Origin of the sequence: Bdellovibrio reynosensis (assembly GCF_022814725.1) — a bacterium.
Classification (GTDB): Bacteria; Bdellovibrionota; Bdellovibrionia; order Bdellovibrionales; family Bdellovibrionaceae; genus Bdellovibrio; species Bdellovibrio reynosensis.
In genome coordinates this window covers 609,990-623,778 of record NZ_CP093442.1, presented here as the reverse complement: position 1 = coordinate 623,778, position 13,789 = coordinate 609,990, and the positions used below count along the sequence as shown (strand labels likewise).

Genomic DNA, 13,789 nt, shown 5'->3' with positions numbered 1-13,789 from the left:
ATCTTACCGCTTTACGCGAAATTTAACTAGTTTTTAAAGAACAACATCCGGACCAGGTTCTGGAAATTTCTCTCCATAAACTTTAACCATCTTAATTAGGTCACTGCGACTGATGGGTTTAACGAGATAATCGCTAAATCCAGCCTTGATACATCGCTCTCGCTCTCCCTTCATAGCATGCGCAGTCAGGGCTAAGATGGGACGACGGTAGCCCTTTTTCCTTAAAATCTCAACGGCTTCATACCCATTTAAAATTGGCATTTGTAAATCCATAAATACCACATCCACTTCAGTGCCCTCTAAATAATCGATGGCCTTTTCAGCAGAGTCAAAACACGTAACCGTAGCACCAGCCATAGTTAGAAAACGGTAGACAAGCTCCAGATTATCGCTTGAATCATCAACGGTAACAACCTTGGCTCCGTCAACTCTTCCATAGCTAGTACGAGGTGTTCGGGTGGAAGCAAAGTGACTTACAATTCGTGGACCACCGAGAGATAATTTATCCACTTCACCGATATCAATGCGTACTACAAACGTTGATCCTTTTCCTGGTGAACTTTCCTTTAAAATAACATCCCCGCCTAAGGCTCTTGCCAATTGGCGTGAAAGATACAGCCCCAAACCCGTGCCTCCGAATTTGCGACTCATACTTGCGTCAGCTTGGGTAAACGGCTGAAAAAGGTTTTGTCTCTTTTCATTTGAGATACCAGGACCTGTATCCTTAACTATCACTTCCAAAAAGGATGACTCCCCTTTTTTGTCATTCAGAAACAATTGAACAGCAACATCAACACTTCCTTTTTCAGTAAATTTGATCGCATTTCCGATAATATTGATCAGAATCTGACGAAACCGCGTGTAATCCGAAAAAATGTTTTTCGGAAGGTCCGACACAGGTTGAATTGAAAAACTTAAACCTTTTTCCTGAGCCTTAAAGCCCAACAAGGCACCGACGTCATCCAAAGTTTCTTGCAAACTGAAATTTTGTTTTTCAATTTCTAATTTATTGGCTTCAACCTTTGAGATATCCAGTATTTCATTAATGATATTAAACAATTGTTCGCCGTTGCGTTTAATTGTTAAAAGGTGATTTGTCTGTTGCGACGGTGAAGCGGGATCTTCAATCAAGAGCTGGGCAAATCCGATCATTGCTCCTAGCGGAGTGCGAATTTCATGGCTCATGTTTGCCAAGAATGCAGATTTAGCTTCATTGGCAGCTTCCGCTTTGGCTTTCGCTAAAGCCAATTCCTGTTCTGTTTCTTTTTGTTTGCTAATATCCTGCAAAGTTCCAATCACCCTAATGGGTGTGCCGCTTTCGTTCCTAACAACAGTGGCTGATACGAGCGCCCAAAATCTTCCCCCGTCTTTCCTTACATAAGTAAATTCACTGGTTGGTGATTCAGTATCAAGTAGAATGCCATGATATCTTTGTCTTCTTTCTGTGAGGTCTTCTGTAGGGACGAGGTCTTCTAGGTTCATTTTCAATAGCTCGTTTTTACTGTAGCCAGAGATGGCACTGAACTTTTCATTTACATTTATAAATTTACCAGTTGGCGCATCTAATTCAAAAGAACCAGTACCACCTAATTCAAAATAGGACCGAAACTGATTTTCACTGCGCTTGATTTCTTCATAGGCTTTTCTTTGTTCGGTTAGATCGTTGATAAGCAATATCACACGCACTACTTTTTGATCCCTATCGAAAACGGGCATGTAGTTTGCCTGAACGTAGCGCAACCCCTTACCTGGATAGAATACTTCGATTTCGAATTTTTGCTGTTCTCCCTGAAGTGCCTTTAAAAAATGCGGTTTAATTCTCATATAGAGGTCCGAGGGCATTATCTCTGACAACGTTTTTCCAAGAATAAATTCTTGATCTTTATTCATCCAGTTAGCATAAGCCTCGTTGACAATTTCATATCGTTCCCATGGATCCACAGCTGCCATCAGTGATGGCAAGGCATCGATAACAACACGAAGGCTGCGCGCACCCTGCTCTGTTTCGATTTTACTTAAATTTAATTCTCGAGTTCGTTGCTCAACTCTGGTTTCAAGGTCCGCTGTAATGGCTTCTAAATCGAGTCTTCTTTGTTCTGCCAATTTAGCTGCTTCTGCTACTGTAAAAATCTGGGGTCTTAGCTTTATGAGCCAAATACTAGTAATCACCGAGGCGGCAGCAGTAACAATTTTTACGAATCCGCTCGCCCAATAGTCGGTGTACCATAAATTCCAAATTTCCATAAAATGAGTCAGTCCACAGGCTCCGATAAACGTACCAAATGCCAACATCACCGCAGAAAAAGGGATACGTATTCGTTTGACTATAAAATATAGACTTAGTGAGATCGCTAAATATGCTAAGCCAATAAGCAGATCACTGATTGCATGAATGCCCAGTAAAATGGGCTGCCATAAGAAACAATGACCATGGGGCATGAAGTTTTGCTCTGAAAAAAAGTCCCAAAAGGAGTTCAATTATGCCTCCGCGCAATTTGATAAGTTGGAATTATATGGCGCGGACTTAGAGAAGGACTCATGTATTGTTACATAGCTCCTTTAGAAAACAATAAACGGTCTGAAAAACTTCAACACGCCATATTACATTTGTTAAATGTGAGAATTCTTTCTTCCAACTGCCACCTGTTTGGTCTACTAATTTATACCCATGTTGAAAGACAAAAATTCAAAGAAAAGCCATTTTTTGCATTTGTATGATCGCGATACTCAACTAGTAAAGACGGTCACTAACTTTATCATCACGGGTCTGCTCAACGGCGAAGCCGTCATCCTCGTGGCAACCAAGGAACATCTCGAAGCCTTCCGCAGTCACTTAAATCACTTGGGTTTTGATACTGCTTCCGCGCTGGAACGTTCACAGCTTTGCATCTTAGATGCCCAAGAAACTCTTGCAAAGTTTATGGTTGATGGGATGCCAGACAAAGATTTATTCCTGAACCACATCGGTTCATTTCTTGATCAAAAAATTGCGCAGTTCCCAGCAGTTCGCGCCTATGGCGAGATGGTCAACGTTTTAATGAAGGGCAATAATCCTAAGGCCACCTTGGCTCTTGAAGGACTGTGGAATGAACTCTCTTTAACCCGAGATTTTTCTCTTCTGTGCGGCTATCACAACGGCGCATTCGTTAGCGACAAGGGCGGCGAAAGTTTAAATCAAGTGTGCTGCAGTCATGATCACATTATTTCTGCTGATGATATTGAGAATTCTAATGAAGACTTGCAAAAGTTGCTAATTCAACAATTCCAATACAAAACGATGCTATTGCAAAATGAAGTTGCGCAAAGAAAAACTACAGAGCGAGCGCTCCGTGATATCGAAAATGATCTTTTAAAGGTTACTACCAACGCCGAAATTCAAAATGAAACCCTGCTAGAAAATCTTAGTGGGGCGCTTAAAATTTCTTTATCTTCAATCCTAACTTCGGTTGATAAATTAAAGACAACAAAAAACGATGACATTTCGTTATTGGAAATTGAAAAGAGCGCTCGGACCTTGGCTGCGATTTCAAGCAATCTAAGAAGTCTTCAATAAAAAAAAAAAAGGGAAGCAAGTGCTTCCCTTTTTTATGCTAAATAAATGATCTCTTTTAATTTGTTTTCCATCTGTGTAAGTAGATCTGAAACGTCACATTTCTTACTTGTACTTGCCAGGATGAGCTCCAACTTCTGGGTTAGTTCTAAATACTCCACACCTAATGGTTGTCGCTCAAGCTGGATAAAGCCAGCGATCAACCAATGATCTTTGATAAACTCCCTTGGACATTTTCGGCCATTCAGCACCATTGTATAAAGGGCGCGCAACTGATTAAGCTGATTTTTTAAGTTACTACGAACGGTCAAGTGACTAGCGTCTAAAGCGAGTTCTTTCATTTTTCTACCCTTATTGAATCGCGCAATTCATTTTTAGAGAGTCCCCATTTTTACTTTGCGCAAGCAGAAAGGATTTTGGCTTATCCGAAACATTGAAAATAGAATATTGGTGATGGGAACCACCTTGCTCTCGTATTTTTACTAAAACATGATAGCGCCGATAAGATATAGCACCTTCGAAGGTGTGAGTTAATGTTTGAATATTTCTTTGCTGACCCTGGCTTAGGATAAGGGATTGTTTAAAATCCACGCCTGACACGTTTTCCCAAAGCGCACATTGCAAAGTTTCTGCAAGACTAGGCATAGAAACTAAAACACCTAGGAAAGAAATAGTAATGAACATGAGAGCTTTCAAATCAAACCTCTTCAAACGGAAACGATATATACTCTTGTTAGTAAATTGTGACTAGTTTTTATCAAGATTCATTGATTACGTTTTGGCCATTCATGACTTGAGTATGATGACGTCTTCTGCTTTTATTAGCTTTGTTAAAGGAGATTAGAAATGGCATTCCGTTGGTTAGGAAAATCAGATGATGGCAGAACAGTGACCCTACAGCGTCTTGAGGGCTGCCCTATTGCCACTCCGGCCTATGCAACGGATACTTGGATGCAGAACAACGCCGACCTTGTAAGAATCGGAATCGTGCTTGATGTGGAAACCACCGGCTTAAACCAATCTGAAGACAAGATTATTGAAATTGGAATGCGCCAATTTTTCTTTAATCGCAACACCGGTGAAGTTTTAAAATTGGGAGCCGCCTACAGTTCCTTCCAAGATCCCAGCGTGGCTATTTCTGCAGAGATTTCGGAACTTACAGGCATTACTGATGAAATGGTCGCAGGAAAAAATATTGATTGGGCGGAAGTAAATAAACTTTTGGAACAAGCCAGCTTGATCATCGCCCACAATGCGCGCTTTGATCGCCCGTTCATTGATAGAAAATCATCAATATCAAAAGAAAAAATTTGGGGTTGTTCAGTGAAACAGGTCAACTGGAATGGTCAAGGTTTTACCAGTTCCAAACTTGAGTTGTTAAATGTCTATCACGGTTTTTTTACCGACTCTCATCGCGCGATCAACGATGTGGATGCCTTGTTATATCTCATCAGCCTTCCTGGTAAAAATAATCAACCTTACCTTGCGGAACTTTTGCACAATGCACGCAGACCAATGGCCCATGTTATTGCTAGCAGTGCCCCTTTTGAATCCAAAGAATTTTTAAAGGGACGCGGTTATTCGTGGGACAATGTAAATCGCTTTTGGGCAAAAATTATTTTTAAGGACGAACTATCTAGCGAGATGGTCTGGTTAGAGGAAAGCGTTTACTGCGGTCCTTTCGGCGGAATCGTGCGCGATATCGCGCTTGCAGATTCGTTTAAATCCTAATCGAGTTTAAAACGACAATCATATCTCTAAGTGTTTTCCAGCACAATGTTCAGTGAAGCGTCCTCACGGCTCTTTACAATGATAGACTATATCTAAGCGACTTGACGGAACGTAGTTAGTGCACATCTTTGTTACATCCCCATGTTTTTTGATGGGGAAAGTGAGGTAACCGTGTCCTATGTCTCTGGATTCATACCAGTTATTCCTTTAAAAAACTCGGTGCTATTCCCTGATATCGCCATGCCGTTGCGGGTGGGAAGAGAAAAAAGTATTTCCGCTTTGCAAAAAGCCTTAAAAGAAAATCACTGGGTCGTTTTACTTACGCAAAAAAATCCTGATGATAACATCAATAAAATGGAAGACCTTTATTCCGTCGGCACTTTAGCCAAGGTTGAATCCTTTCGTGTCGATCCAGACGGAAGTTACAATGTTTTAGTTAAAGCCCATCAACGAGTTCGTGTTGTACAAACCCAGGAAACCGAGGGTTTTTTTGAAGTGCAAAGCGAAGGATATGAAGATCGCGGTGTGATGGATAAAAAAACCGAAGAGGCTTTGCTTTCCAGTCTTCACTTATTAAGTGATGAACTTTTAGACCTACTTCCTGGAAGCGCTAAACAAGTCAAAGAAATGCTGGATGATATCGAAGACCTGACCACACTGAGCAATATGGTGGCGGCCTACGCTGATATTTCCGTAACGGAAAAACAAGACATTCTTGAAACAGCAACCTTAAAAGATCGAACATTAAAACTTTTAGATCGCCTGCAAGAATTGAAAGAGCGCTTGAAAGTTCAGCGCGGTATTCGCGACAAACTGAACGAAAGCTTCCAGCAAAGTCAGAAAGAAACGATTTTGCGGGAACAGATGCGAGTCATTCGCGAAGAGCTGGGCGAAGGCGAAAATGGCGACCTTTTTTCAAAATTCAAAGAGCGCATTGAAAAAGCCGGAATGCCCCTGGAAGCTTTCGAGCTTGCTAGCAATCAACTAAAAAGGCTTGAAACAATTAATTCAGCTTCACCAGAATATCAAATGATTCGCACTCATCTGGAATTGATGCTGGACTTACCGTGGAGCAAATCATCCGATCAAAAAGAAATCGATTTAGATGATGCTGAACGAATTTTAAATGAAGATCACTATGGCTTAGAAAAAATCAAAGGCCGTATTCTGCAACATTTGGCGGTGATGAAGTTAAGAAAATCCCATCAGGGTTCTATTTTAATGTTTATTGGGCCCCCTGGAGTTGGTAAGACGTCTTTGGGGAAAAGTATTGCGCGAGCTCTAGGTAAAAAATATGTTCGCGTCAGTCTGGGCGGCGTCAGAGATGATGCTGAAATTCGCGGACATCGCCGAACTTACATTGGCGCCCTTCCCGGCCGAATCATCTCTGCAATTAAAAAAGCAGGAGAAAACGATCCTGTCTTCGTCTTAGATGAGATTGATAAACTTACCAAAGGCTTTGGTGGCGATCCTGCTTCTGCGATGCTTGAGGTGTTAGATCCTGAACAGAATAACAGTTTCCAAGATCATTACTTGGACACTCCGTTTGATCTTTCCAAAGTCTTTTTCATTGCGACTGCGAACTCTTTAGAGGGAATTCCATTACCACTTTTAGATCGTATGGAAGTAGTGGATTTAAGTGGTTACACCATCGACGAGAAAAAACAAATTGCCCAACGTTACCTTTGGCCTAAACAGCTGAAAGAACATGGTCTTGATAATGAGTCTTTAAAAATAACAGAGGAGGCTCTGTTAAAATTGCTGACTCACTACACCCGCGAAGCCGGTGTGCGGGATCTGCAAAGAAAGATCGCGACCATCTGTAAATTCATGAGTTTGAAGTTAGTTAAAACCGACGGTCGAGGTCTGACTGTGGATGTGAAAGACCTTGAAGAAATCCTGGGTAGCGAACGATTCTCTAGTGATATGACAGAGACTCTTCTTCCGCCCGGTGTGGTTACGGGCCTTGCGTGGACTCCAGTGGGTGGCGACATCCTATTTATAGAATCGGCGCAAATGGCTGGAACTGGACAGCTCTTGTTAACAGGGCAGCTGGGTGAGGTTATGCAAGAATCAGCTAAGATCGCCTTAAGCTTGCTGAAGTCCCGCCTGCCTTTAGCTGATCCCTTATTAGACTTTAGTAAAAAAGATATACACGTCCATGTACCTGCCGGCGCAATACCTAAAGATGGTCCCTCGGCGGGATTAACCATGGTTGCCTCAATGGCTTCCTTGTTACTTGGAAAACCCGTAGATCCCAAACTTGCGATGAGTGGCGAAATCTCTTTACGCGGAAGCATTCTTCCCGTGGGAGGAATCAAAGAAAAAGTAATCGCTGCCCACCGGGCCGGGGTTCGTGAAGTGATTCTATGTAACAAAAACGAAAAAGATCTTAAGGAAATCCCTAAAGAAATTTTAAAAGACATTCAGTTTCATTTCGTTGAAGATGTGAATGACGTTTTAAAGTTAACTTTGGGCGTGGAGCTTCCCCGTTGGGAAAGATTGCCTCCACCTCCTCCTTCACCTGGAACGCCGCCAATGATCCCTACAGTGTAGCTGGGACGCTTTTGTCTCATCTTGAGACAGTGAAAGGTTACGCTGTTAGGTTTTCTTAGACAGGTGTTCAGCGATTTAAGTATCTCCTGCATTTTGTTTCCTCTGCAGTTTGGCTTCCCCTTTGCTTTAGGAAAGACAAACATCAGGGGGAACAAGATGAATACAAATATTTATATCACGGGCGCTAACACTATTCCGACGCAGCTTAAGAAAGTGAATAGCTTTAACTGCAGTCTTATTGAAAACCCATATAACTTAAGAAATGCCCTTCAACAAAGTTCTGGGGAAAATATCATCGTAGTTTACTTGCCGTTTTTAGAAGTGCGTCACTTCGATTTGTACTCTTACCTACAAAAAAGTTTTAACAACGTAAAAACGATTTTCATCGTAAATGAATTGTCAGGCCCCATGCGCATTCGCCTGAAAAGCAACAAAGACTTTATCGTGCTGTGGAAAACTGAAGAAGAAAATCTGCATAAGGACATTATCGCCTATCTGAACGGAAAAGATTTGGAACTTCGCCAGGACAGCCGCGAATCCCATTCTCCCCGTCCATTGCTAAGTCCTTCGCTACTGCCTGCGGGAATGGAAAACAAAGGGTTCCAACCTATTCTTGGTGGCAGTTTTGAAAATATCTCGATCAATGGATCTTGCGTTAAAATCAAAGCCCCTTTTTATGCTAAGAAAGACTTTATCAACCTTAGCTATCAAAATAAAAAAGGTGAATATGTCCAAGTGGAAGGCCAAGTTCGGTGGACAAGATGGAATGCGAACGAAGAAATTCAAGAGCTGGGAGTGCAGTTTCTGACTCAAGGCTAACATAGAACATATTGCCTCCCCCTCTAAACTGTGCGTTGATTGACAGAGGGGGATTTTATGCGTTTTATTTTGCTTCTCGCTTTTGTTTTTTCATTCCACAGCTTGGCTTTGGCTAAAAGCATCTACGTAAGTGGACGAGGACAACAATACTCCTTCTGCAACGCCAATAGCGGTTCTCTTTGTTTTTCAAATATTCAACGTCAATCTGAATCCGAAGCACAACGAAATGCCCGTTTCACTTGCGAAGTTTCTGAACGCGGCAGATCGATAACTTATACAACTACCTGCAATACTTTCTGCAGTCCCAACTATCTTCCGCCTCGTCACGATGGAACATGGATCAACTGTCGATCTGATTGCCGCATGCAATGTGAAGTGAGGGACTAGCCATGATTGAAATTTTAAAAGCCCGGGGTCTTTTCGTTAACTGGCTGCTCTTTTTATTTTTGTTAGTCCTATTTGTTATAATCAACATTCCTTTTGTCGTACCTTTGGTTCTGGCGGGAATTTTTGCACTGGGAATGAATGATCTGATTTACCGAATTTCTGATCGCACCAAGATCAACCGCAAAACATTGATTGTGTTTTTTATTATCGGCGGCTTCATTGGGTTTTGGTTACCGATTTCCCTTGCGATCTATCGCTTGGTTACAAGTCTTAGCCAGCCACAGACAATTGAAAAAGATAAGATCTTACAACAAGTGCAATCTTTAAAAGAGTTTGTGCTTAACGGTGCGCAAAGAGTTTCTGATCTTACTGGTGCTGATCTGATGACCCCGATGCGGGACTTCGCCGAGGGTTCGTTAAAAAAGATCGGCACTATTCTTTTGAATTTTTCAACGGAGCTTTTGGCTCAGCTGCCTCAGATTGTAGTATCCAGCGTGGTATTCATAGCGGCCCTTTCCGTTCTTTTATGGAAGGCTCCCCGTGTGAAAGATTGGATTTTAAAATACAGTCCGTTGAATCCTGAAATGACCGAACCCGTGATCAGAATATTTAAAAAAAGCTGCTCACTGACTTTGTTTTCAACTTTAGTTATCGGTCTTATTCAAGCAACCGTTGTGGGCCTTGGCAGCGTCATCTTTGGTGAAGGGGACTTCTGGCTTGTGATCACACTGACATTCTTCCTGTCGTTTATTCCAGTGATTGGTGCAGCACCTGTGGCATTCGCATTGGCGGTGCTTGCTTTCGTGGGCAATCGCCCCGGAGCTGCAGCAGGCTTGGTCGTAGTGGGTCTTATTGCCGGAAGTATTGATAATATTCTTCGACCCTACATGGTCGGTGGAGAAGAAGATATTTCTGTTGTGGTGGCGTTTACGAGCGTGGTCGGAGCCATTATCATCATGGGAATTCCGGGCCTTTTAATCGGCCCGGTGATTATGAATTTATTTGTAAGAATCAGTCCGCTTTTACTTAAAGTTAGAGATAACTAAAGTTTTTTAATAAAGGACTTAAAGAAATCATTGCCTTTGTCATCGACGATGATGAAGGCCGGGAAATCTTTAACTTCGATTTTCCAAACTGATTCCATTCCAAGTTCTGGGAAATCTAAAACTTCAACTTTGGTGATGCACTCTTTACCTAAGCGGGCCGCAGGTCCACCAATGGAACCTAAATAGAAACCACCATACTGCTTGCATGCTTCAGTTACCTGCGGGCTGCGGTTTCCCTTACCCAACATGATCATCGAAGCACCAAGGCTTTGGAAAGTACCTACATAAGGATCCATGCGTTCACTTGTCGTCGGACCGAAAGCTCCTGAAGCATAACCTTTTGGAGTTTTCGCAGGTCCCGCATAATAAACGGCATAATTTTTAAAATATTCAGGAACACCTTCACCACGATCGACTTTTTCTTTTAATTTCGCATGGGCGATATCGCGCGCCACTATCAAGGGACCATTTAGCATCACGCGTGTCGCGACTTTTTGTTCCGAAAGAATTTTTAAAGTTTCTTGGATGGGTTTATTTAAATCAATTTCGATCGCTTTTGCTTCTGCATCTTTCAGATGATTGGGAAGATACTGCTCAGGATGAAGTTCAAGTTGCTCTAGGAAAATACCATCGCGAGTAATTTTACCTTTGATATTTCTATCCGCGGAACAACTTACACCGACACCAATCGGGCAACTGGCCCCATGACGAGGCAAACGAATCACACGCACATCGTGCACGAAGTATTTACCGCCGAACTGGGCACCAATTCCTGTCTCACGGGCCCACTCCTCAACCTTCTTTTCCATTTCAAGATCACGGTAGGCCCTGCCGCCGTCGCTGCCTGTGGTTGGCAAACCATCAAGATAACCTGCAGAAGCGTATTTTACGATTTTCAGAGTTTCCTCTGCAGAAGTACCGCCTACGCAAAACGCTAAATGGTACGGAGGACATGCCGCTGTACCTAGTGAGTTTAAAGTCTCTCTAACAAACTTTTCAAAACCTTCAGGATTTAAAACAGCTTTGGTTTTTTGATAAAGGTAGGATTTATTGGCACTACCGCCACCTTTTGCTAAAAACAAAAAGTTATATTCGTCACCTTGCTCTGAATACAGATCAATCTGTGCAGGCAAGTTAGAACCCGTGTTTTTTTCTTCAAAGAATGAAAGCGCAGCCATTTGCGAAAAACGTAAGTTGCGCTTTTGGTAGGTATTGAAGATACCTTTTGAAAGATGCTCTTTATCATCAGCCCCAGTGAAAACTCTTTCACCTTTTTTACCCACCACAATGGCTGTTCCGGTATCTTGGCAGGATGGAAATTCCATTTGCGCTGCGATGATGGCATTTTTCAATAAATCCACTGCCACGAAACGATCGTTCGGTGAGGCTTCTGGATCTTTAAGAATGTTTTCTAATTTTTCTAAATGCGCTGGGCGAAGCAGATGGGATACGTCGCTTAATGCCTCTTGGGCAAGGAATTCAAGGGCAGCCGGTTCAACAACCAAAACTTCTTTATCGCCAAATTTTTCGACGCGAACATGGTCGCCAGAGATTTTTTTGTATTGAGTGGTATCTTTTTGTTTTTCGTAAAGCGGAGAATATTTAAATGACATAGCACATAAAATAACAAATGCGCTGTTCCGCGCGCAAGCCTCGGTGCGGCTTTTTTAGGTGGGCTTTGGGATGGGATTTTTAAGAAGCCGTGATTACGGCGGTTTTTTGTCGACCGAGGTCTCTGGCGTTCAGAGTTGGTCTAGAACCTTACCGAGGTTTTGAGGATTTTCCGCTTCCCTTCTGGCTTTCGCCGGGGTGGCATCCTCTGCTTGAAATAGAACTTATCGCCCTAGACCTATAAGCACAAACTCATAATTTTTGTACTTTCCATAAGTTTTTCTTATGGATAAAAGGGTGCAGCTTTTCATTGCTTTGGCCGCCAAAAATGGAAACTTCAGCTGAAATTTTTGCATCGTTCCACTGTTTAACTTCTAGCTATTTTCATTCTGGAAGCGAGTTCTGTTCCGCCTGATGTTGTCTTGACGAAATCTTAAAATATGAACTGTGTTCCGAAGGGCTGTTTCGTTGGACTTTCTTAATATTTTAAATTAGCTTCTGGGAAAATTTTACTGGAGGCTCCATGGCTCTTTTGCTCGTAAGCTTATGTCTTGCGGCGGTGATCACGCTGTATTTCAAGAACAACCCTTTGGGTCATTCAAGAAAATTCATGATCCGTCGTTTCATCAACTGGTTCCCTCTAGGAATGACTTACGCCTTCCTTTACATGGCTCGATACAATCTGAACGTATCTAAGAACGCCATGGGCGATATGATGACCAAAGAACAATTTGGTTTGATCTTCGCAGCCGGTACAATCACGTACGGCCTTTCCTTCCTTTTAAATGGTCCTTTAGTTGATAAAATCGGTGGTAAAAAAGGTATCATTATCGCCGCTATCGGTTCATCAATTGTGAATCTTTTGATGGCCGGTGTAACTTATCTTTACCTTATTGGTGAACTTAAAACGAACATGGTTGTTGCGTTCTCGTGCTTGTATGCTTTGAACATGTTCTTCCAAAGTTACGGTGCCGTTTCCATTATCAAAGTAAAGGCTTACTGGTTCCACGTGCGTGAGCGCGGTGTTTTCGGAGCGATCTTTGGTACTTTGATTTCTTTCGGGGTTTACTTCGCATTTGACTGGGGTCAAGCGATCGTAGACGCCTCTAAGGTGAATCCTACTGGCGAAAGAACGGCTTTTGGTAACTTCATTGCTCACATCTTTGCTATCGACACCGGAACAACTGACGCCACTTGGTTGGTATTCTGTATTCCTGCTTTCTTGTTGATGATTTGGGCTTTAATCGACATGGTTCTTTTAAAGGACTCTCCAAAGGATGCTAACTTTGATGAGTTTGATACAGCCGACGCATCTTCTAATCCAGGTGAAGATGATGATAAGTTGCAAATCTCTATTGGCTTCATGCTTAAGAAGATCTTCACGAACCCGGTCATGATCACAATCGCCTTAGTGGATTTCACTTCAGGTGTTTTACGTAATGGTATCATGCAATGGTATTTAGTTTTTGCTAAAGAAATGAAAGACAAAGATGCTGCTTTCTTTGAAGGTTCAAAATTCTTCATCGAGAACTGGGGGCTATTACTTTGCTTAACTGGTATCTTCGGTGGATTCCTAGCGGGAATTATTTCTGACCGTGTTTTCAACTCTCGTCGTGGACCTCCGGCAGCGATCAACAACGCCATCATGGTTGTATTGTTAACGATCATGGCTTTCTCGCTATTCAGAAATCCAACTGTGCTAGGATTGTCAGCTGTGATGATCACTTTAACTGTTATCGGTGTTCACTCATTGATGTCAGGAACAGCAGCCGCTGACTTCGGCGGTAAGAAAATGACTGCGACAGCATCAGGCATCGTTGACGGCTTCGTATACCTTGGTAGCGGTATCCAATCTTTGGCGATCGGTTTTTTAAGTGCGAAAAGCTGGAGCTATTGGCCCTTATTCTTAATTCCATTTGCAGTGATGGGTCTTTTACTTTCACTAAGAATGTGGAACGAACTTCCTGCGGCTACTAAGAAATACATCTTGGAAGTTGAAAAAGCGGAAATCAAAAAACAAGAAGCCGGAATTGCGGCAACACCAACGCCGGATCCGGCCGGAGCCAACTAATAATCCTTGGCAAATTCT

Annotated in this window: 11 protein-coding genes; 7 read left to right on the top strand and 4 right to left on the bottom strand. The window is 42.4% G+C overall.

Going from position 1 to position 13,789, the window contains the following annotated elements; all coding sequences use genetic code 11:
- Positions 1–33: 33 nt before the first annotated feature.
- Positions 34–2,478 (bottom strand): PAS domain S-box protein, encoded by a 2,445-nt coding sequence (locus MNR06_RS02835; RefSeq protein WP_243538509.1) that lies wholly within the window; start codon positions 2,476–2,478, stop codon positions 34–36.
- Between the two features lie 190 nt (positions 2,479–2,668).
- Here MNR06_RS02835 and MNR06_RS02830 point away from each other — a divergent pair, with 190 nt between their 5' ends.
- Complete coding sequence (locus tag MNR06_RS02830; RefSeq protein ID WP_243538508.1) at positions 2,669–3,553, top strand: MEDS domain-containing protein; 885 nt, start codon at positions 2,669–2,671, stop codon at positions 3,551–3,553.
- Positions 3,554–3,585: 32 nt separating this feature from the next.
- Here MNR06_RS02830 and MNR06_RS02825 read toward each other — a convergent pair whose 3' ends face one another.
- Positions 3,586–3,891 carry a hypothetical protein gene (locus MNR06_RS02825; RefSeq protein ID WP_243538507.1) on the bottom strand — a complete coding sequence of 102 codons (306 nt, stop codon included), beginning with the start codon at positions 3,889–3,891 and terminating at the stop codon, positions 3,586–3,588.
- Positions 3,892–3,901: 10 nt separating this feature from the next.
- The gene (locus MNR06_RS02820; protein WP_243538506.1) at positions 3,902–4,246 is read right to left on the bottom strand and encodes a hypothetical protein; all 345 of its coding nucleotides are present in this window, start codon (positions 4,244–4,246) and stop codon (positions 3,902–3,904) included.
- A gap of 150 nt (positions 4,247–4,396) precedes the next feature.
- Between MNR06_RS02820 and MNR06_RS02815 the strand changes: the two genes are divergently transcribed.
- The 5 genes from MNR06_RS02815 to MNR06_RS02795 all read left to right on the top strand — a co-directional run bounded on the left by MNR06_RS02815 (position 4,397) and on the right by MNR06_RS02795 (position 10,089).
- On the top strand, positions 4,397–5,281 hold the full coding sequence (locus MNR06_RS02815; protein WP_243538505.1) for a 3'-5' exonuclease: 885 nt from the start codon (positions 4,397–4,399) through the stop codon (positions 5,279–5,281).
- 171 nt (positions 5,282–5,452) lie between these two features.
- Positions 5,453–7,837, top strand: coding sequence for an endopeptidase La (lon, locus tag MNR06_RS02810; protein WP_243538504.1), 2,385 nt, complete (start codon positions 5,453–5,455; stop codon positions 7,835–7,837).
- Positions 7,838–7,993: 156 nt separating this feature from the next.
- Complete coding sequence (locus tag MNR06_RS02805) at positions 7,994–8,656, top strand: PilZ domain-containing protein (RefSeq protein ID WP_243538503.1); 663 nt, start codon at positions 7,994–7,996, stop codon at positions 8,654–8,656.
- A gap of 57 nt (positions 8,657–8,713) precedes the next feature.
- On the top strand, positions 8,714–9,043 hold the full coding sequence (locus tag MNR06_RS02800) for a hypothetical protein (RefSeq protein WP_243538502.1): 330 nt from the start codon (positions 8,714–8,716) through the stop codon (positions 9,041–9,043).
- A 2-nt stretch (positions 9,044–9,045) separates the two neighbouring features.
- Positions 9,046–10,089 (top strand): AI-2E family transporter, encoded by a 1,044-nt coding sequence (locus tag MNR06_RS02795; protein ID WP_243538501.1) that lies wholly within the window; start codon positions 9,046–9,048, stop codon positions 10,087–10,089.
- Here MNR06_RS02795 and MNR06_RS02790 read toward each other — a convergent pair.
- Positions 10,086–11,702, bottom strand: a complete 1,617-nt coding sequence (locus MNR06_RS02790; protein WP_243538500.1) for a fumarate hydratase — start codon at positions 11,700–11,702, stop codon at positions 10,086–10,088. The two genes, MNR06_RS02795 and MNR06_RS02790, sit on opposite strands and share 4 nt — an antisense overlap.
- A gap of 521 nt (positions 11,703–12,223) precedes the next feature.
- Between MNR06_RS02790 and MNR06_RS02785 the strand changes: the two genes are divergently transcribed.
- Complete coding sequence (locus MNR06_RS02785; RefSeq protein WP_243538499.1) at positions 12,224–13,771, top strand: MFS transporter; 1,548 nt, start codon at positions 12,224–12,226, stop codon at positions 13,769–13,771.
- Positions 13,772–13,789 lie beyond the last annotated feature (18 nt).

Coding starts and splice junctions, on each gene's coding strand:
- MNR06_RS02830 (WP_243538508.1), top strand. CDS start 2,669: ATGTTGAAAGACAAAAATTCAAAGAAAAGCCATTTTTTGCATTTGTAT.
- MNR06_RS02825 (WP_243538507.1), bottom strand. CDS start 3,891: ATGAAAGAACTCGCTTTAGACGCTAGTCACTTGACCGTTCGTAGTAAC.
- MNR06_RS02815 (WP_243538505.1), top strand. CDS start 4,397: ATGGCATTCCGTTGGTTAGGAAAATCAGATGATGGCAGAACAGTGACC.
- MNR06_RS02805 (WP_243538503.1), top strand. CDS start 7,994: ATGAATACAAATATTTATATCACGGGCGCTAACACTATTCCGACGCAG.
- MNR06_RS02800 (WP_243538502.1), top strand. CDS start 8,714: ATGCGTTTTATTTTGCTTCTCGCTTTTGTTTTTTCATTCCACAGCTTG.
- MNR06_RS02795 (WP_243538501.1), top strand. CDS start 9,046: ATGATTGAAATTTTAAAAGCCCGGGGTCTTTTCGTTAACTGGCTGCTC.
- MNR06_RS02790 (WP_243538500.1), bottom strand. CDS start 11,702: ATGTCATTTAAATATTCTCCGCTTTACGAAAAACAAAAAGATACCACT.
- MNR06_RS02785 (WP_243538499.1), top strand. CDS start 12,224: ATGGCTCTTTTGCTCGTAAGCTTATGTCTTGCGGCGGTGATCACGCTG.